The following is a 25,058-nucleotide window of genomic DNA, read 5'->3' as shown; positions in this document are numbered from 1 at the left end:
TGGACGGGCGCGCCCGGGCACCGGACGGCCGGCGTGACCCCGCGTGCCAGGATGAACGGCATGGTCAGCGGTCCGGTGGCGTTCGTGCTCGGCGGCGGGGGAGTCCTCGGCGCGGTCGAGGTGGGCATGCTGCGCGCCCTGTTCCGCGCCGACGTCCGCCCGGACCTGGTGCTCGGCACCTCGATCGGGGCGGTCAACGGGGCGCTCGTCGCGGCCGATCCGACGGAGGCGGTCACCGACCGGCTGGTCCGGCTCTGGGCGTCCCCCGAGGCCAGCGAGGTGTACGGCGACTCCGTCGCCCGTCAGCTGCGCCGCTTCGCCGCCCGCACCCACCTGCACTCGCCCCGGCCGCTGCGCCGGCTGCTGGAGGCCGAGCTGGGCGAGGAGACCACCTTCGCCGACCTGCGGGTGCCGTTCCGCTGCTGCGCGGCGCACATCGAGCGGGCCGCCGAGCACTGGTTCGACGCCGGCCCGCTGGTGCCGGCGGTGCTCGCCTCCGCCTCCGTGCCGGGGCTGCTGCCGCCCACCGAGATCGACGGGCAGCACTTCATCGACGGCGGGATCGTCAACTCCATCCCGATCGGCGCGGCGGTCGAGGCCGGAGCGCGGGAGGTCTTCGTGCTCCAGGTGGGCCGCATCGAGCGGGAGCTGACGCCGCCCCGGCGGCCCTGGGAGATCGCCCAGGTGGCGTTCGAGATCGCCCGCCGGCACCGGTTCTCCCGGGAGATGGCGGCGCTGCCCGACGGGGTGCGGGTGCACGTGCTGCCCACCGGGGGGCCGGGGCCGCGTGAGGACAGCCCGTGGGCGTACCGGGACATGGCGGCGGTGGGGCGGCGGATCAGCCGCGCGTACACGGCCTCCCGCCGCTACCTGGCCACCCACCTGGACCGCTGATGCCGCTGCCGCCCCGATGGGTCCGCCGGTTGCTGCTGGCGCCCGGTGTGGTGCTGCTCGCCGTGGTCGTGGTGACCACCCTGCCGGTCTGGGCGTTCGCCGCCCTGGCGCTGTCCCCGCTGGTCCCCGGCCGGCTGCGGCCGCTGCGCCTGCTCTGGATCGGCTGTGTCTACCTGGTCTGGGACGCGGCGGCGCTGCTGGCCCTGTTCGTGCTCTGGGTGGCCTCCGGCTTCGGGGTGTGGAAGCGGACGCCGCCGTTCCAGCGGGCGCACTACGTGCTCGCCGGCCACTTCCTCCAGGTGTTCTTCTGGCAGGCCCGGTGGACGCTGCGGCTGCGCATCGACGTGGTCGGCACCGACCCCGACACGGCGCTGCCCGGCCGCCCGGAGCTGGTGCTCTGCCGGCACGCCGGGCCGGGCGACTCGTTCATCCTGATCCACGCGCTGGTCAACTGGTTCCACCGGGAGCCCCGGATCGTGCTCAAGGAGAGCCTCCAGTGGGACCCGGCGATCGACGTGCTGCTCAACCGGCTGCCCAACCGGTTCCTCGCCCCGGCCTCCGACCGGCGCGAGCCGGTGACCGAGCAGATCGGCCACCTGGCCACCGGCCTCGACGACGACGACGCCTTCGTGATCTTCCCCGAGGGGGGCAACTTCACCCCGCGCCGCCGGCTGCGGGCCATCGCCCGGCTGCGGTCGCGCGGCCTGGAGCAGATGGCGCTGCGGGCGGAGCGGATGCGGCACGTGCTCGCCCCGCAGCCGGGCGGGCTGCTGGCCGCGCTGGACGCCGCCCCCGACGCCGGGGTGATCTTCGTGGCGCACACCGGCCTCGACCGGATGCTCACCGTCGCCGACGTGTGGCGCGAGCTGCCGATGGACAAGCGGATCATCATGCGGTTCTGGTCGGTGCCCCCGGAGGAGATCCCCGCCGGCCGCCAGGAGCGTGTTGACTGGCTGTTCGACTGGTGGTCACGCATCGACGAATGGATCGCGGCGCACCACGACGGGGGCGTCGACGACGCGTAGGGTGCGCTCGTGGAGCAGATCAGCGTGGTGACGACCGTGGTGGACAGCCGCTCGGTCGCGGACGTGCTCGCGGCGGCCGCGGTCGCCGGTCGGCTGGCCGCCTGCGCGCAGGTGGGCGGCCAGGTGGACAGCACCTACTGGTGGCGGTCCGCGGTGGAGACGACCACCGAGTGGTCGGTGCTGTTCAAGACCGCCCCGGACCGGGTTCCGGCGCTGGTCGACCACATCCGCCTCAGCCATCCGTACGAAGTTCCGGAGGTCCTGGTGACCCGGGTGGACAGCGGCAACCCCGACTACACGGCCTGGGTGCACGAGCAGACCCGGCCCTGAGTACGCGCACTCTGGGTGGGTCTTGACCAGGGCACCATGATGGCCGGGTGGACACGAGTGGCTACCCCTGCCCGGCGTGCGGGGCCCCGGCCGACCTGAGTGTCGGCTGCCGGCGCTGCGGGCAGGCACCCGACCCGACCGCCGCCGAGGTGATCCGGCTCGACCGGGAGATCGTCGTGCTCTCCGGGCAGGCGGAGCAGGCCCGGCGGGCGTACCTCGAACTGGTCGGTTCGGTGCGGTCGGCGCAGGCCCGCCGGGCGGACCTGGCGGCCCGGGTCCGCGCGGCGACCCCGGTCGGCGCCCTGCGCCCGGCCGGGCCGGCTGCCGTGCCGCCGCCCCCCGTCGCGCCGGCCCCCGTGCCGGCGGCCGGGCCTCAGGTGCGGCTGCCCGGCCCCGCGTCGCCGGTGTCCGGCGAACAGGTGCGGCCGCCGGGCCCGGCGGTGCGGCTGCCCGGCCCGGTGCCGGCCGCGCCGGTCGGCCCGGTGCCGCCGCAGCGGCCGGTGCAGGTCGGCGGGGCGGAGACCTCCACCCGCACGGTGCAGGGGCTGCTCTTCGTGCTCGGCGGCCTGCTGCTCGGCACGGCGGCGGTGGTCTTCACGGCGGTCGCCTGGGCCACGGTGGGCGTCGCCGGCCGGGCGCTGATCCTGCTCGCGTTCACCGCGCTCGCCCTGGCCGTCCCGCCGGTCGCGGCGCGGCGCGGGCTGCGCGGCACGGCGGAGACGTTCGCCGCCGTGGGGCTGCTGCTGGTGGTGCTCGACGGGTACGCCGCCTGGTCGGTGGACCTGTTCGGGGTGGCCGGCTGGCCCGGTGCCCGCTACGCCGCGCTGGTCGGGGGGGGCAGCGCGGCGCTGGCGGCGGGCTACGGCCGGCTGACCCGGCTGACGGTGCCGTGGTTCGCGGCGCTGTGCACCGTGCAGCCGGTGCTGCCGCTGCTGGCCGGCCCGGCCCACCCGTCGGCGGCCGGCTGGACGGTGGTGTTCGTCGGCGTCGCGGCGCTGAACCTCGCCGTGGTCGCCGCCCTGCGCGACCGTGCCCCGGCCCCGACGCCGGCCCCCGCTCCGGCAGCGGCCCCGGTCCCGCCGGGGTCGCCGGGGTCGCTTGGGTCCTTGGGGTCGCCGGCCCAGCCGGCAGCGGCGTCGACGACAGCGCCGGTCGGGGGAGCGCCGGTCGGGGCGGGGGCCGCCGGGGGGGCGGCCCCCGCCGCCGGCCGGGTGCTGGCCTGGCTCGGCTACGGCGGCGCGCTCCTCGTCGCGGCCGGCTGCGCGCTGGTGCCGCTCGCCGTGGGCCGGGCCGCCGGGTCGCCGCTGCTGGCCGGCGGGCCCCTGCTCCTGGTCAGCCTGGCCCTGCTCGGCGCGGCGCTGGTCGCCGGCGGCCGGCTGTTCCGGGTCGCCGCGGCCGGGGCGCTGGTCCCGGTGCTCGGCCTCGCGCTGCTGCGGCCGGTGGCGGAGCTGCGCCCGGGGCTGCTGACGGTGGCCACGGCGCTCGTCGCGCTGGCGCTGGCCGGGGCGGTCCGGGCGCTGCCCGGCCGGGTCGGCACCGGGCCGAGGGCCGGGGCCCTGGTGGTCGCGGCCGGGGCGGCGCAGGTCGGTGCCGTGCTCGCCGTGGTGCTGGGCGCGGTCGCGGTGGGCCGGGTGCTGCCGCCCTGGTCGGGCGTCGCCGCCGGCCCGCACCTGCCCTGGGGGTGGCAGGTCCCGGTCGCCGTGGCGGCGGCGGCCCTCGCCCTGGCGGTGCTGCTGCCCCGGGTGGCGTGGCCGGTGATCGGGGTGGCCGCCGTCGCGTTCGCCACCCTCGGCGTGTCGGGCGTCGGGCCGGTGCCGTGGCCGGTGGTGCCGGCTGCCGGCCTGGTCGTCGGCGCGGGGCTGCTGCTGTTCGCCGTCACCCGGGCCCGGCCCTGGTGGGGCGTGCTGGCGGCGGCGGTCGCCGGCGCCGCGCTGGTCGGGCACGCGCTCCTGGTCGGCCTGGCCTCCCCGGCCGGGGAGGCGGCGTTGCTCGGCGCGGTCGTGCCGCTCGGGGCGGCCGTCGCCGCCCTGGGCCGGCGGGCCGGCGGCGTCCGGCGGGGCGTCGCGGGGGCCGCCCTGGCCGCCGCGCTGCTCGCGGTGCCGGCGGCGGTCACCGTCGCGCTCTTCGCCGCCGGGGTGCCGCCCTGGTGGCAGGCGCGGGCCGCCCTCGCCGCCGTCGGGCTGCCGCTGGTCGCGCTGGTCGCCGTCCGCCGCCGGTGGCCCGAGCTGACCGGGTACGCCTCCGTCGCCTTCGCCGCCGGGTCCGCGCTGGTGGCGCTGGCCCCCCTAGTCGTACGGGTCGACGAGCCGGTGGCGCTCTACGCCGCCGTGGTGGTCCTGCTGACCGTGCTCGCCGGGCCGGGCACCCGGCCGGCGGGAGCGCCGCTGGTCAGCGGCCTCGGTCTGCTCGCGGTGGCGCTGTCCGCCGCCGCCGGTGTGCTCGCGCGGGTGCTCGTCGCCCCGTACGGCGAGGTGGCCGCGCCGTGGTCGGGCGCGCCCACCGGCGGCCCGGTCCCGGGGGCCACCCCGGCCGGCGTGGCCCTGCTCGTGCTGACCCTGGCCGCCGCGCTGGCGGGCCGCGCGCCCGGCCGGGCGACGGTCGATCCGGCCGGCGGGCCGCCGCCCCGGGCGGCGGGGCCGGGCGACGCGGCGCTGTTCGCGCTGCCGTTCGCCGCGGCGGCGACGCCGGTGCTGCACGCCGCCGCCGGTGCGCCGTGGCCGGTGGTGCCGGCGGTCCTGCTGGGGATCGGGGTGGCCGCCCTGCTGGCTGCCGCGCTGGCCCGGCCCCGGCCGTTGCTCGTCGCGGTCACCGTGCCGGTGGGGCTGGTGGCCACGGTGGCCGGGCTGGTCGGGCTGCTCGCCACCCGGGCCGGCACGCTCACCGGCCTCGGGACGCTGGTGGTCGCCGCCGTGGTGGCCGCCGTCGCGGGCCGCACGGGCGTGGCCCGGCTGGCCGGTGCCCTGGTGGCGGTCGGTTCGGCGACCGGGTTCGCGGTCACCGCCGCGCGGGCGGCGGGCCTGCCGCTGCGCGGGGCCTCCTTCGCCGTCCTGGCGGTGGCGGTGCTGGTCCTGGTCGCCGCCGCCCTGCCGGCCGCCGACCGGCTGCGGGGCCGGGTGCTCGACGTGGCCGCCCAGGCCGTGGCCCTGCTGGCGGTGCTGCTCGCCGTCGGGTCGCCCCGCTACGCCGCCGCGGTCTGCGTGCTCTGGGGGGCCGCCGTGGGGCTGCGGCTGCTGCGCCGGGGCGAGCCGGTCGGCTGGCGCTGGGCGTTCGCGGGCGTCGCCGGGGGCAGCGAACTGCTCGGCGCCTGGCTGCTGCTGGTCGCGGGCGGGGTGGTGCTGCTGGAGGCGTACACCCTGCCGGCGGCGGGCCTGGCCCTGGCGGCGGGCGCGGTGGCGCTGCGCACCCGGCCGGGCCTGAACAGCTGGCTCGCGCTGGGCCCGGGGCTGGTCGCCGCGCTGCTGCCCAGCGGGGTGTCGGTGCTGTTCGCGCCCGACCCGCAGCCCTGGCGGCGGCTGCTGCTCGGGGCCGGCGCGCTGGCCGTGGTGCTGGCCGGCGCGGCCCGCCGATGGCAGGCCCCGGTGCTGCTCGGCGGGGTCACCCTCGTCCTGCTCGCGCTGCACGAGCTGGCCCGCGGCTGGGACCTGCTGCCCCGGTGGATCTTCCTGGCGGTCGGCGGGCTGGCGCTGATCGGCCTGGCCGCGACCTACGAGCGGCGTCGCCGCGACCTGGCCCGGTTCCGGGCGGCGGTGGGGCGGATGAGCTGACGGACGGGGCCGGCGGGACGGGGGTGGGGAGCACCCCACCCCGGATGCGGGTGCTGCCCGGATTACCCAGAGCTACTGTTGCCGCGAGACTCGACATCAGGGCCCGCCGTCCGGCGCAGCCCGGGTGTCGAGATGCGGGGAGCTCAGATCATGCTTGCAGCGACAGCGGACCCGCCGGCCCGACGGGGCAGCGACTATGCACGACTGTCCAGACGGATCAACGAGGCGGGCCTGCTCGACCGCCGGCCCGCCGGCTACGCCGCCCGGATCGTCCTGACCGTGGCCGCCTTCGTCGCCGGCTGGGCGGCGGTGCCGCTGGTCGGAGACTCCTGGTGGCAGCTCGCGGTGGCGGCCGGCCTGGCCGTGGCGACCACCCAGGTGGCGTTCCTCGGGCACGACGCCGGCCACCGGCAGATGTTCCGCCGCCGGGGCCCGAGCGAGGTGGCCGGGCTGCTCGCCGGCAACCTCGCGGTCGGCCTCAGCTACGGCTGGTGGGTCGACAAGCACAACCGGCACCACGCCAACCCCAACCACCACGACGAGGACCCGGACGTCGGGGCCGGGGCGCTGGTCTGGTCGCACGAGCAGGCCGCCGCGACCCGGGGGATCGGCCGGCGGCTGGCCCGGCGGCAGGCGTGGCTGTTCTTCCCGATGCTGCTGCTGGAGGGGCTGGCCCTGCACGTGGCGAGCGTGCGGGCGCTGCTGGGGCGCACCGCCGACGGCCGGTACGCCACCCCGGTGCGGCACCGGGCCGTCGAGGGGCTGTTGCTCGCGCTGCACGCGGCCGGCTACCTCGGCCTGCTCTTCGCGGTGCTGCCGCCGGGGAAGGCGCTGGCGTTCGTCGCCGTGCACCAGGGGCTGTGGGGGCTCTACATGGGGTGCGCGTTCGCCCCGAACCACAAGGGCATGCCGATGCCGAGGGCCGGCGAGGAGCTGGACTTCCTGCGCAAGCAGGTGCTCACCTCGCGCAACGTGCGGGGCGGCTGGTTCGTCGACGTCGCGCTGGGCGGGCTCAACTACCAGATCGAGCACCACCTGTTCCCGAACATGCCCCGGGGCAACCTGCGCCGGGCCCGGCCGATCGTGCGGGCGTACTGCGCCGAGCACGGGGTGCCGTACGTCGAGACCGGGCTGGTCGAGTCGTACCGGCAGGCGCTGGCCCACCTGCACGAGGTGGGCCGCCCGCTGCGGGGCTGAGCCGCCCGGTCGGCCCTGGCAGGTAGGGTCTGGCCATGGCAGACGTGCTCACCGCGGAGGCGGTGCGAGACGGGCTGGGCGGGCTGGCCGGCTGGACGGGGGATCCCACCGGGATCGGTCGCACCGTCGAGCTGGCGAGCTTCCCGGCGGCCGTCGCGGTGGTCGACCGGGTCGCCGAGGTGGCCGAGGAGCTCGACCATCATCCCGACATCGACATCCGGTGGCGGACCCTCACCTTCCGCTGCGTCACCCACTCGGCCGGCGGGGTGACCCACCGGGACCTGGAGCTGGCGCGGCGCATCGACGACATCGTCCGGAGTGCCCGATGAGATTCGAGATCAGCAAGGTGCTCGACGCCATCGAGGGGCGGGTCTGCACCGACCCGTCGCTGGCGCGGGCCGTCCTCGACCTGGCCGAGGTGATCCGCTACCAGGACCTCGACGGCGGCCGACCGGCGAACCTGCTCCGGCTCGGCATGGTGATCGACGCGCTCGCCCGCGACCTGGAGGAGGACAGCGTCCCGGTGTACGCGATCGTGCACCGCGCCCTGCTCTCCGACCCCGACCTCACCTCCAACGAGCGGATGGTGGTGCGCCGTTGGGCCGACGACGGCCTGGTGGAGGTGCTCGACCACCCGGGCGACCGGATGCTGGAGGTCGCCGACCTGCTGGGGCTGCCGGTGCTCAGCCGGGCCCGCTTCGACGGCCTGCGCGGCCGGTTCCCGTGGACCGTCGAGCAGCCCGGCCGGGTGCTCGCCCCGGTGCCCGGCGCGGGCGGGCCGGTGTTCATCGCCCACGTCGGCGGCGGCAACGTGCCGGTCGCCGGCACCCGCTCGGCGACGGGGGAGAAGCTGCTCGCCCGGCAGTGGCGCTGCCCGGAGCCGGGTTGCGCGCTGTTCGGCGGCGGGGGCGGCGGCGCGTTCGCCGACCTGGCCCGGGTCGAGCGGGCCCCGGCCGGGCAGCCGCCGCCCGCCCTGCGCGGCGGCGTGCCGACCTGCCCCCGGCACGGCGCGCGGCTCGGCGACGCCGGGCCCCGGCCCCGCACGGAGGTGCTGGCCGTACGCATCGGCGGGCTGATCCGCCGCCGGTTCGTGCTCACCGAGGAGCAGCCGGTGCTGGTCGGGCGCGCGCCGGAGGAGCAGGGCGGGATCGTGCTCGGCCAGTGGCTCAACGACGAGGCGCGGCGCTGGATCAGCCGCGGCCACGTCCGCTTCGAGCTCCGCGTCGGCGAGGTGATCGTGACCGACGTGAGCACCAACGGGTCGGGGGTGCGCCCCGGCGGCTCGATGGCGGAGGCGGACCGGATCGCGCTCAAGCCGCAGCAGTCGCGGGTGCTGTCCGCCGGCGACATGGTCGAGCTCTATCCGGGGGTGCAGGTCGGTCGCGCCGACGAGCTGCCCTCGGGCGCGCCGTTCACCCCGACCTCGGTGATGGCCGAGGCCCCGACCATGGCGATGCGCCTGCCCCGGCCGTGAGCCGGGCGCGTCGCGGGGGCGTGGGGCAGTGGCCCGGCGCCCCCGCGACGTCGTACGGTCAGTCGGTCAGCACGGCGGCGAGCTGGGCGACCGCGTGGTCGATCTCCTCGGCGGTGATGACCAGCGGCGGGGCGAGCCGGATCGTGGAGCCGTGGGTGTCCTTGGCCAGCACGCCGCGGGCCATCAGCCGCTCGCACGCCTGCCGGCCGGTCATCAGCGCCGGGTCGATGTCGAGGCCGGCCCAGAGCCCCCGGCCGCGCACGGCGACGAGGCCCCGGCCGACGAGGCCGTGCAGCCCGGCGTGCAGCCGCTCGCCCAGCTCCGCCGAGCGGCGCTGGAACTCGCCGGTGGCCAGCAGCCGGACGACCTGGGTGGCCACCGCGCAGGCCAGCGGGTTGCCGCCGAACGTCGAGCCGTGCTGGCCGGGCTGGAGCACCCCGAGCACGTCGGCGTTCGCGGCGACCGCGGAGACGGGCACGATGCCGCCGCCCAGCGCCTTGCCGAGCAGGTACATGTCGGGCACCACGTCCTCGTGGTCGCAGGCGAACGTCGCCCCGGTGCGGCCCAGGCCGGACTGGATCTCGTCGGCGAGGAACAGCACGTTCCGCTCGGTGCAGACCCGCCGTACGCCCGGCAGGTAGCCGGCCGGCGGCACCACGACGCCCTGCTCGCCCTGGATCGGCTCCAGCAGCACGGCCACGGTGTCGTCGTCGATCGCCGCCTCCAGCGCCGCCAGGTCGCCGTAGGGGACCACGGTGAAGCCCGGCGTGTACGGCCCGAAGTCGGCCCGCGCGTCCTCATCCGTGGAGAAGCTCACGATGGTGGTCGTACGCCCGTGGAAGTTGCCCTCGGCCACCACGATGTTCGCCCGCCCGGCCGGGACGCCCTTGACCCGGTAGCCCCACTTGCGGGCCACCTTGATCCCGGTCTCGACGGCCTCCGCGCCGGTGTTCATCGGCAGGACCAGGTCCTTGCCGCACAGCTCGGCGAGCTCCCGGCAGAAGTCGGCGAACTGGTCGTGGACGAACGCCCGGCTGGTGAGGGTCAGCCGGTCGAGCTGGGCGTGCGCGGCGGCGATCAGCCGGGGGTGCCGGTGGCCGAAGTTGAGCGCCGAGTAGCCGGCGAGGCAGTCCAGGTAGCGCCGCCCGTCGACGTCGGTGAGCCAGGCGCCCTCCGCGGAGCTGATCACCACCGGCAGCGGGTGGTAGTTGTGCGCGGTGTGGCGCTCGGCGTCCCGGACCGCCCCCGGCGTCCGCAGCATGTCTTCCACGATCACTTGCTCGCCTTTCCCTGACGGAGTCGCAACGTGCAGCACTTCGGTCCGCCGCCGGCCTTGCGCAGCTCGGACAGGTCGACCCCGATGGTCTCGTAGCCCCGGTCGCGCAGCCGCGCGGCCAGGTCGGTGGCCTGCTCCGGCAGCACCACGTGCCGGCCGTCGCTGACGGCGTTGAGGCCGAGCACCTCGGCGTCGGCGGCGGTGGCGTGGACGGCGTCCGGGAAGAGGCGGCGCAGCGCGGCCCGGCTGCCGGGCGAGAACGCCTCCGGCAGGTACGCCACGGTGCGCTCGTCGAGCACGGTGAGCGCGGTGTCCAGGTGGTAGAAGCGGGGGTCGACCAGTTGCAGGGTGACCACCGGGTAGCCGAAGACCTCCTGGAGCTGGGCGTGTGAGGCGTGCGCCGTGCGGAACCCGGTGCCGGCGAGCAGCACGTCCCCGGCGAGCAGGACGTCGCCCTCACCCTCGTTGACGTGCTTCGGGTCGTGCAGCTCGAAGCCGGCGGCGGCGAACCAGGCCCGGTAGGCCGGGGCCTCGTCGGCGCGCTGCGGGTCGCGGAACTGCACGGACATCGCCCTGCCGTCGATCACGGTGCCGCCGTTGGCGGCGAAGACCATGTCGGGCAGGCCGGGCACGGGCACGATCTCCTCGACGGTGTGGCCCAGCTCGCGGTAGACCTGCCGCAGCCGCTCCCACTGCCGCACGGCCAGGCCGGCGTCGACGGGGGCGGTCGGGTCCATCCAGGGGTTGATCGCGTAGTCGACGGCGAAGTACGTCGGCCGGCACATCAGAAAGCGCTGGCTGGTGGCGTCCATCGTCACTGTCCTGCTCCCATGGGTCGGGCGCGCCCGGCCACCTTCGGCCCACGGGCTGGCGCCGTTGCCCAACGGTATGCGGGGGCAGCGACGACATCCACCGCCGGAAGTTGCGTCGCCCGACGATTCGTTGCGTCTCGGATCCCGACGGCGGCGATGTGTTGCGCAGTCGCCGCCCCCGCGCTTGTCCGGCGGTCTCCTCCCCGCCGCTGGCGACTACCGCCGTCACACGTGGGGCGTCGTGCCCTCTACGCCCAGGTGCACCCGGTGATGGCGGGGCGCGTCGATCTCGTCGAGCAGGGCGAGGGCGAGATCGGGGTAGGTGATCCGGCTCGCGCCGTCCGCCGTGGCGAACCGGTAGCCCCCGGCGGGCTGGCCGGTGTGGTCGAAGTCGCCGGCCGGGCTGAGCACCAGCCAGTCCGGCGCGTCCCCGGCCCGGCGCAACTCGTCGGTGCCGGCGCCGTGCCCCAGGCAGAACGACCGGAACTCCGGCGGGAAGCCCGGGGTGTCCAGCAGCGGGGTCCCGGCCGCGGTGGGCAGGACGGCGGCCAGCCCGACGACCACCAGCCGGCCCACCCCGGCCCGCCCCAGCCCGGCCGCGAGCGCGCGGGCGGCGGCGGGGAAGAAGACGTCGGCCGGCACGCCGAGGTCGACGGCGGCGTGCACCGCCGCGGCGTGCCCGGCCGCCAGCTCGGCGACCTGTCCCGCGTCGGTGACGTCGCCGGTGGCGACCCGGACGCCCGGCTCGGCCGCCAGGGCGGTGTGGCGGGCCGGATCCCGCACCACGGCGGTCACCTCGTGGCCGCGCGCCCGCGCCTCGGCCAGCACGGCCCGGCCGGCCCGGCCGCCGGCCCCGAAGACGACGATCCCGCTCATCGACGTACCCCCTCGCTCCGGTCGCCCCGTCGGCGACCCCGCGGCGACGCTAGCCGGGGGGCCGGTTACCGCCCGGATACCGATTACGGTGAGTGCCATGGTGACGCCGCTGGATCCGGAGATGTTCGATCCGCTCTGCCCGTCGGACCTGTCGCCGTTCCGGTTCGGCGACAAGTGGGGCGGCATGGTGATCCGCTGCCTGGAGGGCGGCCCCCGGCGCTTCTCCGAGCTGCGGGTGCCGCTGCGCGGCGTCAGCGCCAAGGCCCTCACCGCCTCGCTACGCCGGCTGGAGGCCAGCGGCCTGGTGCGCCGCGCGGAGCAGCCCGGCCCGCCGCGCCGCGTCGAGTACGCTCTCACGCCGCTCGGCCGCAGCATGCTCGGCCCGATCGAGGCCGTCTGCGCCTGGAACCGCGAGCACTGGGACGAGCTTCTCGACGCCCGGGAGGGCGTCGCCCGACCGGACTGAGGCGGGACCGAGGGCGGGGCCCACCCCCGGAGACGCCACCCGCACCTGCTCGCCGGACCGGCTCGCCGGACATGCTTCGGGGGCGGCGAATCGCCGCCCCCGAAAAGGGTGTGCCCGGCCGGTGAACCACCGGATCCGTCGGGCTGCCGGCGAGTTCGCCGGGTCGCACAAGTCCCGGTGCACCACCGGGTTTCACCGCCCCGGCGCACCACCGGGGTCGAGCAGCCCGGCGAACCGCCGGGTCGATCAGGGCCGGCGCATCGCCGGTTCGAGCGGTGCCGGCGAACCGCCGGCGGGGTCCAATGTGCCCGTCAGAGGCGGTCGACAAACTGTGAGTCGAGCCACTCGCGCAGCCGCTGCACCCAGTCGCCGTCGGTGGTGGGCCAGACGAACTGCCCGGTCATCGCCAGCACGCCGAGCACCACGGCGGCCACGCCGAAGGCCATGCCCAGCAGCGCGTCCGTCTTGCCCGCGATGTGCCGGCGGCGGGTGGCGAGCAGGCCGAACACCGACAGCACCGCGCCCAGCGCGCCGACCGCGATGCCGTAGCCGGCGAGGGTGCCGGTCAGCACGGCGGCCAGCCCGGCGACGCCGACGACCAGGCCGAGGCTGGCGAGCAGGCTGGCCCGTGGCTTCGGCCCGGCCGGCACCGGCACCGGCTCCCGCCGGGCCTCGTCCCCCGCCTCGACCCGGTCGGCCGGCAGCGGGCGTTCGGCGGCGCGGTCCCGCTCGGCCGGCAGCGGGCGCTCGGCCGTCCGGTCCGTCGCCGGTGCGGCCGTGCGGTCCGTTGCCGGTGCGGCCGTGGGGGCCGCCGGCAGGGTCCGGGTGACGCCGTGTTCCCGCTCCGGGCCCGGGGAGTCGACCGTGGGCGCGGCGGTGGCCGGGCGGCGCAGCTCGCCGTCCGGGGTGCGGGCGGTGGCCGCGCGGGCGGTAGCGGCGCGGGCCAGCGCCCCCCGCTCGGCGGCCCGGCGCTCCACGTCGGAGGCCCGCTCGCCGTCGGTGGCGGTCGCGCTGCTGCGGTACGTCGTCTGCTCCCCGCCCCGGTCGGTGACGACCGGCTGCCCGTCGGGGCGGCCGTCGGCGCCGGACGCGACAGCACCGTCGCGCTCGTCGACCCGGCCGTCGCCGTTGCTGTCGTACGTCGTCGCCGGCTCGTTCCGGCGGGACAACAGCGAAGGAATCTTCACCTCTTCACCTCCTGATGAACGCGTGGAGACCTCGGAAGCGCCGGCGGCAGCCACGCGGTAACGCCACCGAGGTACCCAGCCGCCGATCCGGCGACACCCGGTTCACCCGATCGGGGGCCGCGTGTGCCCCCGGTGGCCCGCCCCCGCCGTTGTCTATGCTTGGCGCCCGTGCCAGAGGGACACACCATCCACCGTCTCGCCGCCCGGCACGCCGAGCTGTTCGCCGGGGCCGAGGTGCGGGCCACCAGCCCGCAGGGCCGCTTCGCCGACGGCGCGGCCCGGCTCTGCGGCACCGTCCTGGAGAGCACCGAGGCGTACGGCAAGCACCTGCTGCACCACCACGCGAACGGGCTGACCCTGCACGTGCACCTCGGCCTGTACGGCAAGTTCGCCGACGGGTCGGGCGAGCCCCCGCCGCCCGTCGGTCAGGTGCGGCTGCGGCTGACCGGCGACGGTTCGCGTACGCGCTCCGGGCCGGCGGCGTCGCACCACGCGCACTGGCTGGACCTGCGCGGCCCGAACGCCTGCGAGCTGCTCACCCCGCCCGAGGTGGCGGCGCTGCGCGACCGCCTCGGCCCCGACCCGCTGCGCGCCGACGCCGACCCGGCCCGCGCGTACGCCCGGATCTCCCGCAGCGCGACCCCGCTCGCGGCGCTGCTGCTCGACCAGTCGGTGGTGGCCGGCACCGGCCTGATCTTCGTCACGGAGGCGTTGTTCCGGGCCGGCCTGTCGCCGCTGCTGGCCGGCCGGGAGCTGACCCCGGCCCGGTGGCGGGAGCTGTGGGCGGACCTGGTGCACCTGATGACCCGGGCCGTCGAGGCGGGCCGGATCGACACCGTGCGGGACGCCCACCTGCCGGAGGTCACCGGCCGCGCGCCCCGGGTGGACCGGCACGGCGGCGAGGTCTACGTCTACCGCCGGCCCGGCCAGCCGTGCCACGTCTGCGGCGACGAGGTGCGCCGGGGCGAGCTGGCGGGCCGCAACCTCTACTGGTGCCCCAGCTGCCAGCCCGGTCGGCCCTGACCCGCCGGCAGCTCAGGCGAGGTCGAGCAGCCAGCGGACGGTGTCGGCCTGGCCGGCGAACACCATGTCGTCGGTCATGCTCCAGGCCAGCGTGTGCCCGATCGCCCAGCCCAGCACGCGTTCGCGGTCGAGGCTGAGCGCGTCGGTGAGCCGGTCCAGCCGCCGCCGCACCGCCGCCGGGGAGTGGCCGAGCTCCTGGCCCCGGACGATCGCCACCACGCCGAACTCGCGCTCCCCGGCCAGCGGCTTCGGGTCGATCACCAGCCACGGCTCGCGGGTGGCCCGCAGGATGTTGCCCGCGTGCATGTCCTGGTTGACCAGCACCTGCTCGCCCTGCGTGTCGACCAGCTCGGCGAGCCGGCCGAGCGCGGCGTCGAGCAGCCGGCGCTCGAACGGCCGCCCGAGCCGCTCCCACCGCGCCGGCAACTGCTCCGACCAGACGGCGGCCTCCTCGGCCAGCGGCGTGAACGGCGCGCCGACGGGCCGCCACAGCCGGGGCAGCAGCCCGGCGACGACGTCCAGCGCCTCGTCCAGCGGCACCGCCGGCGCGCCGTCCCGACCGGGGGCGTGCAGCTGCGTGCCCGGGTCGCAGCGCTCCACCAGCAGCGCCCGCCGGCCCGGATCGTGCGCCAGCAGCCGGGCGGCCCCGTCGCCCGCCCAGCACGCCAGGGCCGTGGCCTCGTGCACGCTGTCGGCGTCGGGAAGCTGGAGCTTGAGCACCGCCCGGGTGCCGTCGGGCAGCTCGACCGGCCGCGCCAGCGAGGCGAACGCGTACGGAAACGGCGGGCCGGTGAGCCGCAGCCCCCACTGCGCGACGCAGTCGGCGAGCCGGCCCGGCAGCGCCGCCAGCCAGGCCCGGCCGGCGGGTGTCCGCCGCACCCAGCTCAGCCGCTCGGGGATCGCCAGCTCCGTCTCCATCGGACCATCCTGCCGCAGCACGGCCGCGCGCCGCGGACCGCTCAGCGCAGCCGGCGGATGTCGCCGTACGCCCGGTAGAAGCCGCCCCGGCCCGCCTCGCGGACCTCGGTGACCAGGTAGCGCGCGCCCGGCTCGCGGATGCCCTTGGGGAACTGCACCGACCAGTCCCGCCGGTAACCGTCGGAGAGCACGTGGATGCGCAGCCGCCCGCCGTCGTCGACGCACTGCACCACCACGCCGCCCCGGTCGTCGGTGACCACCTCCACGGCGGTCCACGCCGCCGGCTCGGGCTGCCGGGCGGGGGCCTTGACGTCCACCACCTCGGGCACGGTGCCCGCCTCGGCGGCCCGGATCGCCGGCTCGCTGGCGTCGACGCAGGCCAGGTAGCCGCTGGTGGTGACCACGTAGAGCCGGTCGTCGTGGTATTGCATCGAGTAGGCCGAGCCGCAGCCGGTGCCGAGCTTCCACAGCCGGTTGCCGGCCGCGTCGAAGCAGTAGATCGAGGACTGGTTGTCGCCGGCGAAGACGTACCGGCCGTCCTCCGCGGTGGCGCAGGAGAAGACCGGGGCGTCGCAGCGGTACGTCTGCCCGGCCCGCCCGTCCTTGCGCAGCCGCACCACCTCGCGGGTGCCGGTGCCGGCGAACACGGCGTCGCGCTCCTGCCACCCGAACAGGACCGGGCCGGTGCGGGTGTGCCACAGCTCCCGCCCGGTGCGCCAGTCGTAGCCGGTGACCCCCTGCGAGTGGCCGTGGTAGAGAGCGTCGGCGTCGCAGCGCACCATCCACGCCGCCCGGCCGCGCCCCGGCCGCCGCCACAGGAACTCGTCCTCGTGGTCGACCGCGGCGATGCCGCCGTCGGCGTCGGAGACGCCCAGCACCCCGTCGTGGATGTCCAGCCAGTAGATGTCGATGTCGGGGGCGATCGCGTACGCGACCCGGGGCACCTTGCCCGACAGGTCGTAGACGTTGCCGTCGTCGCAGCCCGCGTAGATCCACGCGTCGTCGGCGACGATGCACTTCACCCCGTCGGGCAGGCGGACCTGGCCCAGCACCCGGGCCTCGTGGTCGAGGGTGGTGATCACCCCGTGCTCGTTGCCGACCATGCAGTGCCGCCCGTCGACGAAGATGCCGAACGCGGGCGCGCCGGAGGCGTAGCGCCACAGCACCGGGGCGGTGCGGGCCGTCGAGCGGGTGCTGACGATCTGCCGCCGCGACACGGGCCGCTTCTGGCGGACGCCGGGCACCGCCGGCGCGTACCCCTTGCGGACCTTCTCGCCGATCTTCTTCGCGGCGGCGGCGCGGGCGCGCGCGTTGTCCGGGTAGGTCGTGGTCTTCACCTGGCCCTGGTCGCCGATCCGGCCGTAGCGCAGCGTCAGCGCGGTGTCGTCCACCACCACCTCGTAGAACTTGTGCGCCGCACCGTCCACTTCGGACAGTTCGAGGTAGGTCGTCTCCTGCGACATGGCGTGCCTTTCGAGGGGGAGTGGGCGCCGGACCCGGCACCACGACTGCGCCCACACGCTAACCACGCCCCCCGACACAAAGCGCCGCCGTCGCGCCAGCGGTGTTGGGAAGGGGCCCTTCCCATACAAAAAGCGTTAACAGGGTGCCCTTCCTTACCCCTGGTGCAGGGCGTCGACCGCCTTGCGGGCGGCGATCAGCACCGGGTCCCACACCGGCGCGTACGGCGGGGCGTAGCCGAGGTCGAGGGCGGTCATCTCGTCCACCGTCATCTCGTTCCACAGCGCCACGGCCAGCGTGTCGATCCGCTTCGCCGCCTCCGACCAGCCGACGATCTGCGCCCCGAGCAGCCGCCCGCTGGACCGCTCGGCGATCAGCTTCACCGTCATCGTCCGCGCCCCCGGGTAGTAGCCGGCCCGGTTCGTCGACTCGGCCCGCACCGACACGAACTCGAAGCCGCTAGCCGCGGCGTCCCGCTCGCGCAGGCCGGTGCGCCCCACCTCCAGCTCGCAGACCTTCGTCACGGCCGTGCCGATGACGCCCGGGAAGGTGGCGTACCCGCCGCCGATGTTGATCCCCGCGACCCGGCCCTGCTTGTTGGCGTGGGTGCCGAGCGGCACGTGCACGGGCACCCCGCTGACCCGGTGCAGGGTCTCCACGCAGTCGCCGGCCGCCCACACCCCGGGCGCCCCGGGCACCCGCATCCGCCGGTCCACCCGGATCCCCCCGGAGAGGCCGACGGGCAGGCCGGCGGCCTCGGCGAGGGCGGTGTCGGGGCGTACGCCCAGGCCCAGCACCACGACGTCGGCCGGCAGCGGCCCGTCGGCGGTGACCACCGCCGACACCCGCCCGTCGCGGCCGTCGAGCCCGATCACCTCGACCCCGGTGCGGATGTCGATGCCGATGCCGCGCATCGCGTCGGCGACCAGCGCCGCCATGTCCGGGTCGACGGTCGACATGGGCTGGTCGGCCTGCTCGACGAGGGTGACCGCCAGCCCGCGCTGGATCAGCGCCTCGGCCATCTCCACCCCGATGTAGCCGCCGCCCACCACCACGGCACGGCGGGGCGCGGGCTCGGCGTCCAGCCACTCGCGCAGCGCCGAGGCGTCGCCGAGGGTCTGCACGCCGAAGACGCCGCGCACCGCGGGGTCGGCCCAGTCGGGCTGCTTCGGCACCGCGCCGGTGGCGTATACCAGCTCGTCGAAGCGCTCGCGGACCTCGCCGCCGCCGTCGAGGTCGTGGGCGACGACCTCCCGGCGGTCCAGGTCGATCGCGGTGACCTCGTGCCGCAGCCGGACGTCGATGTCGAAGTCGGCGCGGAAGGTGGCCGGGTCGCGGGCGATGAGCTGGTCCCGTTCCGGGACCAGCCCGCTGATCCAGTACGGGATGCCGCACGCCGAGTACGACGTGAAGCGCCCCCGCTCGAACGCCACGATCTCCAGGTCGGACCGGTCGCGGCGGCGGCGCGCCTGGGAGGCCGCCGCCATGCCGGCGGCGTCCCCGCCGACGACGATCAGCCGTTGCGCCACGCCGACCATCCTGTCACGCCGCGCCCCGCCCCGGGCCGGTCCCGGCGGCGCGGGCGGCGGGCATCCCGCCGGGGGAGAAGCAGGCGTTCACCCTGGCCGGGGGCGGGGGCGCGGCCACCGCGCTCAGCCACGGGTCTGCCGGGCCACGTCCCGCACCACGTCGACCAGGCTGCCGGTGCGCGCGAAGACGGCCCGCTGCCGGGCCGCCCCGGTGCCCTGCTGGCGCAGCCCGCCCAGCAGGTCGGTCACCTCGGCCAGGTCGCCGTGCCGTTCGAGGGCGGGGGAGAGCCGCTCGACGAGGGAGTCCAACAGCTCCCACGCCGGGCGCAGCTCGCCGTCGGTCAGGTCGACGCCCTGACCCTCCAGGCCGTCGTGGGCGGCCCGCCAGTGCGCGGCCACCAGCAGGTGGTGGTCGGTGCGGACGGGCGGTCGGCCCGCGGCGATGTCGGTCATCGCGGTCGCCACCAGGGCCCGCACCAGGGCGGCGATCAGCACCGCGTCGTCCACCGAGGGGCAGACGTCGCCGATGCGCAGCTCCACCGTCGGGTACTTCGCCGACAGCCGGGCATACCAGTAGAGCATCCCCTCGTCGAGCATTACCCCGCTGGCGATGAGCTGCCGGATCAGCCGCTCGTAGTGCTCGTGCGACTCCAGGTACGGCGTCGGCGCCACCGAGGGCCAGCGCTCCCACTCCACCGAACGCCAGCTCGCGTAGCCGGTGTCCACCCCGGCGGAGAACGGCGAGTTCGCGGTGGCCGCGTGCAGGATCGGCAGCCAGGGCCGGACGTGGTTGAGCACCCGCACCCCGGTCTCCGCGTCCGGCACCCCGACGTGCACGTGCATGCCGTTGTTGCCGGGCCCCGGCACCAGCAGCCGGAACCGCTCGATCATCCGGTCGAAGCGGGGCTTGTCGACCACCGGTGGGACGGGGCCCTCGACCGGGCCCGTGCCGATCGCCAGCACCCGTACGCCGGCCCGCTCGGCGGCGTCGGCCAGCGCCCGGCGCAGCACCCCGAGGGAGTGCCGGATCGACGACAGCTCCAACCCCGGTGGGCTGCCGATCTCGATCTGGCTGGTCTGGAACTCCCGCTCGACCTGCCCGCGCAGCTCCGCCGGCACCTGCTCCATGACCAGGTCGACGGCCGGCACGGCGGTGCCGGTGTGCGGGTCGACGAGCAGGAACTCCTCCTCCACGCCGACGGTGAGCAGGTCGGTGCCGCCCTGGGCGGCGTCCCGCTCCCGCTCGACCACTGACCCGCTCATCGCCCTCACCGTCCGTCCCGTGCCGGTCGCGGCACCGTGCCACGACGTCGACGGCGCATTACCCACCGTGTCGGCGCGGGAAAACGCCGACCCGCGTGTCGGGCCGGCGCGTCGCGCGCAAGGAAGGGCCCCTTGTTAACGCTTTCGGTAGAGAAGGGAACCCCTCTCACCGGAGGTGTTAACAGGGGGCCCTTCCTTCGTCGGCGGGTGGACGGCACCTCCTACCCTGGCCGGCGTGACGGGGCTGCTGCTGGCGGTGACAGGGGCGTGGGCGTACGCGCTCACCCACCTGACCCTGCTCGCGGACCGCCCCGCCGAGCTGCTCGCCGGGGCGGCCGTGGTCGCCGTCGTGCTGCTCGCCGTGCTGCTGGCGGGGCGTCCGTCGGCGGCGGCCGGCCCGCCGGGGCGGGGCACCGGCCGGGGCGTGGGCCTGCGCGAACGCGCCCGCCGCCGGGGCGTGCCCCGGCAGGTCGACCCGGACGCCGACGGCCGTCCCCGCCCCCGCGCGCCGGGCCTGGTCCTGCCGGCCGGGTAGCGCTCCCCGGGTGGCGTCCGCCCCCCGCTCCGCCCGCCGGTGGGCCGGGCGGCAGCCCGCCGTCCCCTGCCGCCGCCCGGCCGGTTCCGCCGTGATCCGTCCCGCCGCGCCCGTCCCCGGGCCGGCCGGAGATCACGGGATGTCGTCCGTGCCGCCGCGCCCGTTGCCGGGCCGGTGGGAGGTCACGGACAGTCGTCCGTGCCGCCGAGCCCGTTCCCGGGCCGGTCGCAGGTCACGGACAGTCCTCCGTCCCGCCGCGCCCTTTGCCGGGCCGGCCGGACGCCACCGGAAACCGGACCGAGGGGTCACCCATGCTCGCCTTCGCACCGCTGCACGCCGCCGCCGGCGTCGCCGCCGACGCCGTCACCTGGCTTGCCGGCACGCTGCAACCGCTGACCGGCGGGGCCGCCACGGCCGCCGCCATCGTCGTGTTCACGATCGCCGTCCGCCTGTTGATCTCACCGCTCACCCTGGCCCAGGTCCGCGGGGAGCGCCGCCGCGCGGCCCTCGCCCCGCAGGTCCGCGACCTCCAGCGCCGGCACGCCGACGACCCCGCCCGGCTACAGGCCGAGCTGTTCGGGCTGTACCGGTCGGCCGGGGCGAGCCCGGTCGCGGGCTGCCTGCCGGCGCTGCTCCAGGCCCCCTTCTTCCTGGTGATGTACCGGCTGTTCAGCACCGGCGAGGGCAGCACGGGCGACGGCGGGACCGGTGCGGGGGGCGCCGGCGCCGGGCTGTTGGGGGAGCAGTTGGCCGGGGTGCCGCTGGGCTGGCACCTCTCCGACGGGCTGGCCGGGGCGGCGGGTCCGCTGTTCGGGGCGCTGCTGGCGGCGCTGGTGGCGTTGGCCTGGTGGTCGTCCCGGCGCGCCCGGCGCGCGGCGGCGGCCGGCGCTGCCACGGCCGCCGGCACCGGACCCGGCGCGACCGGCGGCACCCAGGCCGGCACCCAGGCCGGCACCCAGGCCGGCGCGGCGGCCGACGGGGCGGTGCCGGCCGTGCTCGGCCGGGTGCTGCCGCTGCTGCCGTACCTGACCGTGGTGGCGGCGCTGGTGGTGCCGCTGGCGGCGGTGCTCTACCTGGTCACCACGACGGCGTGGACGGCTCTCGAACAGGCGGTGCTGCGCCGCCCGCAGGTTCGGACCGGTCAACCTCTGGACAGAAACAGTTAACAGTCCTAATAATAAGCGCCAACGTTGACGGATGTGAATGCCGTCCGGGCGTGGAGGGCTGCATGAGGCGTACCCGATCCCTGATCCTCACGCTGGTGACCGCCTTGGCGGCGACCGTCGGCGCGGCCTGGGTGGCCCTGCCGGCGTTCGCCGCCGGGGCCACCGCGACCTTCGTCAAGACCGCCGACTGGGGCACCGGCTGGGAGGGCAAGTACACGATCACCAACGGCGGGGCCAGCACCATCTCCGGCTGGGCGGTCACCTTCGACCTGCCGGCCGGCACCACCCTCGGCACCTACTGGGACGCCCTGCTGACCTCCTCCGGCCAGCGGCACACCTTCACCAACCGGTCCTGGAACGGCACCCTCGCCCCGGGGGCGAGCACCTCGTTCGGCTTCCTCGCCACCGGCTCCGGCAGCCCGGCCAACTGCCAGCTCAACGGCGCGCCCTGCGGCGGGGGCCCCACCCCCACCCCGACCCGCACCACGCCGCCGGCCACCACCGCGCCCCCGACGACCCCGCCGGCCACCACCCCGCCGGCCACGACACCACCGCCCACCACCGCCCCGCCCACCGGTGACCTGCCGAAGCACCTGCTCACCGGCTACTGGCACAACTTCGACAACCCGGCCGTCGAGCTGCGGCTGCGCGACGTGCCCGCCGACTACGACCTCGTCGCGGTCGCCTTCGCCGAGGCCACCACGACGCCCGGGGCGGTCACCTTCGCCGTCGACCCCGGCCTGTCCGCCGCCCTCGGCGGCTACTCCGACGCCGAGTTCACCGCCGACGTGCAGGCGCTGCGCTCGCGCGGCAAGAGGGTGATCCTCTCCGTCGGCGGCGAGACCGGCCGGGTCGCCGTGAACGACGCCGCCTCGGCCACCGCGTTCGCCGACAGCACGTACGCGCTGCTGCGCCGCTACGGCTTCGACGGCGTCGACATCGACCTGGAGAACGGGCTCAACCCGACGTACATGGCGCAGGCCCTGCGCGCCCTGCGGGCCAAGGCCGGCCCGTCCCTGATCATCGCCATGGCGCCGCAGACCATCGACATGCAGTCGCCGGCCGCCGGCTACTTCAAGCTGGCCCTCGACATCCGCGACATCCTCACCGTCGTCAACACCCAGTTCTACAACTCGGGGGCGATGCTCGGCTGCGACCAGAACGCCGCCTACCCCCAGGGCAGCGTGAACTTCATCGTCGCGCTCGCCTGCATCCAGCTGGAGGCCGGGCTGCGCCCCGACCAGGTCGGCCTCGGCCTGCCCGCCGGTCCCGGCGCGGCCGGCGGCGGCATCGTCGCCCCGAGCGTCGTCAACGCCGCCCTCGACTGCCTGGCGAGGGGCGCCAACTGCGGCAGCTTCCGCCCGCCGCGCACCTACCCGGGCATCCGTGGCGCGATGACCTGGTCGGTCAACTGGGACGTCAGCAACGGCAACGGCTTCGCCCGCACCGTCAAGCCGCACCTCGCCACCCTGCCCTGAGCTCCCGCCCCGCCCCCACCCCCACTCCCCGGTCCCTGGAGGCCACCGTGAAACTGCGCGCCCCGACACTGCGTACCCCGAGACTGCGCACCCCCCGCGTGGCGACGTTCGCCGCCGCGCTCGCCGCCGCCGTCGTCGCGGCCACCCTCGTGGCCCCGCCGGCCGCGTCGGCGGCCACCGCCGCGTTCGTCCGCACCGCGAGCTGGAGCAGCGGGTACGAGGCGAGGTTCACCGTCACCAACAACACCTCGGCCGCGATCGGCTCCTGGAACGTCCAGTTCGACCTGCCCGCCGGCACCACCCTCGGCTCCTTCTGGGACGCCTCGATGACCGCCTCCGGCCAGCACGTCACCGCCGTCAACGCGTCCTGGAACGGCGCGCTCGCCCCGGGGGCGAGCACCTCGTTCGGCTTCGTCGCCGCCGGCACCGGCGACCCGACCAACTGCACCGTCAACGGCGGCTCCTGCACCGGCGGCGGCAACCCGTCCGGCCCGGCCACGCCGGGCGGGCTGCGGGTCACCGGCACCACCGCCTCGTCGGTGTCGCTGGCCTGGAACACCGTCTCCGGCGCGACCGGCTACCGGGTGTACGAGGGCAGCGCCCTGCGGGCCACCGTCACCGGCGCCTCGGCGACGGTCTCCGGGCTGGCCACCTGCTCCGCGCACAGCTACACCGTCGCGGCGTACAACTCCTCGGGCGAGTCGGCGAAGTCGGCCGCCGTGTCCGCCACCACCTCCGGCTGCACGGGCGGGAACGGCCCGATGGCCGCCGCGCCGTACCTCTACCCGGGCTGGGGCGACCCGCCCGCCCCGGCCACGGTGATGGGCGCGACCGGCGTCAAGTGGTTCACCATCGCGTTCGTCCTCTCCGGCGGCGGCTGCACCCCGGCGTGGGACGGCAGCGGCCCGCTGACCGGCGGCGCGCACGCCGCCACCATCGCCGCGATCCGGGCGGCCGGCGGCGACGTCATCCCGTCCTTCGGCGGCTGGAGCGGCAACAAGCTGGGCCCGAACTGCTCCTCGGCCAGCGCGCTCGCCGGGGCGTACCAGCAGGTCATCAACGCGTACGGGCTCAAGGCCATCGACATCGACATCGAGAACAGCGACGAGTTCGAGAACGAGGCGGTGCAGGACCGCATCCTCGGCGCGCTGAAGATCGTCAAGCAGAACAACCCGGGGATCAAGACGATCGTCACGTTCGGCACCTCGACCACCGGGCCGTCGTACTACGGCACCCGGCTGATCAACCAGGCCGCCGCGCTCGGGGCGAACATCGACACGTTCACGATCATGCCGTTCGACTTCGGCGGCGGCGCGAACATGTACCAGAACACCGTCAACGCGTCCGAGGGGCTGAAGACCGCGCTGAAGAGCGCGTTCGGCTGGTCCGACGCCACCGCGTACGCGCACATGGGCATCTCCGGCATGAACGGCCTGTCCGACCAGCAGGAGCTGACCTCCCCGGCCACCTGGACGCAGATCCGCGACTGGGCGAAGGCGCGCGGCCTGTCCCGCTTCACCTTCTGGTCGGTCAACCGCGACCGGCCGTGCCCCGGCGGGGGAGTGGTCGCCAACTGCTCCGGCATCGCCCAGAACACCTGGGAGTTCACCAACATCACGGCCCGGTACTGAGCGCCCGGTACTGAGCACCGGGACGCGAACACCGGGCCCGCGCGCGGTCAGCGGCCGGCGGTCACCGACTGCCGGTCGCGCCGCGCGCGGCGGCGGCGCACCTTCTTCGCCGCCCAGCTCACGACCATCACCCCGAAGACGGCGAAGATCGCGTAGTTGAACCAGCTGCTGTAGCGGTCCACCTCCTCCCAGCGCGACCCGAGCGCGAAGCCGGCCCCCACGATCAGCGCGTTCCACACCCCGCTGCCCAGCGTGGTCAGCAGCACGAACTCGCCCAGCGGCATCCGGTCCGCCCCGGCCGGGACCGACACCAGGCTGCGCACCACCGGGACCACCCGGCCGATCAGCACCGCCCACCGGCCGTGCCGCTCGAACCAGCGGTCGGCCTTCTCCAGGTCGTCGCGGTCGACCAGCGGGATGTGGTCCAGCCACCGCTTCAGCCGCTCCTCGCCCAGCGCCGCGCCGAGCCAGTAGAGCACCAGCGCCCCGAGCAGCGAGCCGACCGTTGCGGCGACGACGATCAGCACCACGTTGAACTGACCCTGCGAGGCGAGGTAGCCGGCCATGGCCAGCACGATCTCGCTCGGGATCGGCGGGATGATGCTCTCCAGGGCCACCAGCAGGGCCACCCCGACCGCGCCGAGCGCCCCGATGACGTCGGCCACCCACCCGGTCAGCCCGGTGAACTGCGACGGTTCGACGTCCTGGGCGAGGGCCATGGGTGTCCTTCCGTGGAGCCGGGGGAGCGGACCG

22 protein-coding genes are annotated in these 25,058 nt (G+C 76.2%); 13 read left to right on the top strand and 9 right to left on the bottom strand.

The genetic code is table 11. The features are described from left to right. Positions 1-60: 60 nt before the first annotated feature. From O7628_RS06805 to O7628_RS06775, 7 genes are all read left to right on the top strand, one after another. The gene (locus tag O7628_RS06805) at positions 61-894 is read left to right on the top strand and encodes a patatin-like phospholipase family protein (protein ID WP_278129165.1); all 834 of its coding nucleotides are present in this window, start codon (positions 61-63) and stop codon (positions 892-894) included. Then, a complete protein-coding gene (locus O7628_RS06800; RefSeq protein WP_278129163.1) occupies positions 894-1,919 on the top strand; it encodes a 1-acyl-sn-glycerol-3-phosphate acyltransferase in 1,026 nt (341 codons plus the stop codon). Before O7628_RS06805 ends, O7628_RS06800 begins: the two co-directional genes overlap by 1 nt. Before the next feature lie 9 nt (positions 1,920-1,928). Further along, positions 1,929-2,249 (top strand): divalent-cation tolerance protein CutA, encoded by a 321-nt coding sequence (gene cutA, locus O7628_RS06795; RefSeq protein ID WP_074472721.1) that lies wholly within the window; start codon positions 1,929-1,931, stop codon positions 2,247-2,249. A gap of 47 nt (positions 2,250-2,296) precedes the next feature. Further along, complete coding sequence (locus tag O7628_RS06790; RefSeq protein ID WP_278129161.1) at positions 2,297-6,013, top strand: hypothetical protein; 3,717 nt, start codon at positions 2,297-2,299, stop codon at positions 6,011-6,013. Positions 6,014-6,163: 150 nt separating this feature from the next. Next, positions 6,164-7,210, top strand: a complete 1,047-nt coding sequence (locus O7628_RS06785; protein ID WP_278129159.1) for an acyl-CoA desaturase — start codon at positions 6,164-6,166, stop codon at positions 7,208-7,210. 35 nt (positions 7,211-7,245) lie between these two features. Beyond that, a complete protein-coding gene (locus O7628_RS06780) occupies positions 7,246-7,539 on the top strand; it encodes a 4a-hydroxytetrahydrobiopterin dehydratase (RefSeq protein WP_074472724.1) in 294 nt (97 codons plus the stop codon). After that, entirely contained in the window at positions 7,536-8,684 is a 1,149-nt protein-coding gene (locus O7628_RS06775; protein WP_074472725.1) for an FHA domain-containing protein, read from the top strand. Before O7628_RS06780 ends, O7628_RS06775 begins: the two co-directional genes overlap by 4 nt. A gap of 58 nt (positions 8,685-8,742) precedes the next feature. Here the strand turns inward: O7628_RS06775 and rocD are convergent, their stop codons facing one another. The 3 genes from rocD to O7628_RS06760 form a co-directional block, all read right to left on the bottom strand. Then, entirely contained in the window at positions 8,743-9,957 is a 1,215-nt protein-coding gene (rocD, locus tag O7628_RS06770) for an ornithine--oxo-acid transaminase (RefSeq protein WP_178067797.1), read from the bottom strand. After that, on the bottom strand, positions 9,957-10,772 hold the full coding sequence (gene ddaH, locus O7628_RS06765; RefSeq protein ID WP_278129155.1) for a dimethylargininase: 816 nt from the start codon (positions 10,770-10,772) through the stop codon (positions 9,957-9,959). Before ddaH ends, rocD begins: the two co-directional genes overlap by 1 nt. A 225-nt stretch (positions 10,773-10,997) precedes the next feature. Beyond that, on the bottom strand, positions 10,998-11,648 hold the full coding sequence (locus O7628_RS06760; RefSeq protein ID WP_278129153.1) for an NAD(P)H-binding protein: 651 nt from the start codon (positions 11,646-11,648) through the stop codon (positions 10,998-11,000). A 97-nt stretch (positions 11,649-11,745) separates the two neighbouring features. Between O7628_RS06760 and O7628_RS06755 the strand changes: the two genes are divergently transcribed. Next, on the top strand, positions 11,746-12,114 hold the full coding sequence (locus tag O7628_RS06755; protein ID WP_178066280.1) for a helix-turn-helix domain-containing protein: 369 nt from the start codon (positions 11,746-11,748) through the stop codon (positions 12,112-12,114). 311 nt (positions 12,115-12,425) lie between these two features. On the opposite strand, the gene O7628_RS06750 is transcribed toward O7628_RS06755, so the two are convergent. Continuing rightward, entirely contained in the window at positions 12,426-13,301 is an 876-nt protein-coding gene (locus tag O7628_RS06750) for a thrombospondin (protein WP_278129150.1), read from the bottom strand. 168 nt (positions 13,302-13,469) lie between these two features. Here O7628_RS06750 and O7628_RS06745 point away from each other — a divergent pair, with 168 nt between their 5' ends. Beyond that, positions 13,470-14,324, top strand: a complete 855-nt coding sequence (locus O7628_RS06745) for a DNA-formamidopyrimidine glycosylase family protein (RefSeq protein ID WP_347405150.1) — start codon at positions 13,470-13,472, stop codon at positions 14,322-14,324. Positions 14,325-14,336: 12 nt separating this feature from the next. Here the strand turns inward: O7628_RS06745 and O7628_RS06740 are convergent, their stop codons facing one another. The 4 genes from O7628_RS06740 to O7628_RS06725 form a co-directional block, all read right to left on the bottom strand. Continuing rightward, positions 14,337-15,242: an aminoglycoside phosphotransferase family protein gene (locus O7628_RS06740; protein ID WP_278129146.1), complete on the bottom strand. Its 906-nt coding sequence runs from the start codon at positions 15,240-15,242 to the stop codon at positions 14,337-14,339. A gap of 41 nt (positions 15,243-15,283) precedes the next feature. Beyond that, positions 15,284-16,705 carry a WGR domain-containing protein gene (locus O7628_RS06735; protein WP_278129145.1) on the bottom strand — a complete coding sequence of 474 codons (1,422 nt, stop codon included), beginning with the start codon at positions 16,703-16,705 and terminating at the stop codon, positions 15,284-15,286. 153 nt (positions 16,706-16,858) lie between these two features. Further along, a complete protein-coding gene (locus O7628_RS06730; RefSeq protein WP_278129144.1) occupies positions 16,859-18,232 on the bottom strand; it encodes an FAD-dependent oxidoreductase in 1,374 nt (457 codons plus the stop codon). Between the two features lie 123 nt (positions 18,233-18,355). After that, positions 18,356-19,504: a glutamate--cysteine ligase gene (locus O7628_RS06725; protein ID WP_278129142.1), complete on the bottom strand. Its 1,149-nt coding sequence runs from the start codon at positions 19,502-19,504 to the stop codon at positions 18,356-18,358. Between the two features lie 226 nt (positions 19,505-19,730). Between O7628_RS06725 and O7628_RS06720 the strand changes: the two genes are divergently transcribed. The 4 genes from O7628_RS06720 to O7628_RS06705 all read left to right on the top strand — a co-directional run bounded on the left by O7628_RS06720 (position 19,731) and on the right by O7628_RS06705 (position 24,305). Beyond that, positions 19,731-20,030, top strand: a complete 300-nt coding sequence (locus tag O7628_RS06720; protein ID WP_246384121.1) for a DUF6412 domain-containing protein — start codon at positions 19,731-19,733, stop codon at positions 20,028-20,030. 311 nt (positions 20,031-20,341) lie between these two features. Further along, positions 20,342-21,196 carry a membrane protein insertase YidC gene (gene yidC, locus O7628_RS06715; protein WP_278129138.1) on the top strand — a complete coding sequence of 285 codons (855 nt, stop codon included), beginning with the start codon at positions 20,342-20,344 and terminating at the stop codon, positions 21,194-21,196. Between the two features lie 62 nt (positions 21,197-21,258). Continuing rightward, the gene (locus O7628_RS06710) at positions 21,259-22,674 is read left to right on the top strand and encodes a cellulose binding domain-containing protein (protein WP_278129136.1); all 1,416 of its coding nucleotides are present in this window, start codon (positions 21,259-21,261) and stop codon (positions 22,672-22,674) included. Positions 22,675-22,721: 47 nt separating this feature from the next. Continuing rightward, positions 22,722-24,305, top strand: coding sequence for a cellulose binding domain-containing protein (locus O7628_RS06705; protein ID WP_278129135.1), 1,584 nt, complete (start codon positions 22,722-22,724; stop codon positions 24,303-24,305). Between the two features lie 47 nt (positions 24,306-24,352). Here O7628_RS06705 and O7628_RS06700 read toward each other — a convergent pair whose 3' ends face one another. Then, positions 24,353-25,024, bottom strand: a complete 672-nt coding sequence (locus tag O7628_RS06700; RefSeq protein WP_074472736.1) for a DedA family protein — start codon at positions 25,022-25,024, stop codon at positions 24,353-24,355. Positions 25,025-25,058: the final 34 nt, after the last annotated feature.

Source organism: Micromonospora sp. WMMD956, from assembly GCF_029626125.1.
Lineage (GTDB): Bacteria > Actinomycetota > Actinomycetes > Mycobacteriales > Micromonosporaceae > Micromonospora > Micromonospora carbonacea.
The sequence above is the reverse complement of the archived record's forward strand: the minus strand, read 5'-3'. Positions and strand labels throughout refer to the sequence as shown.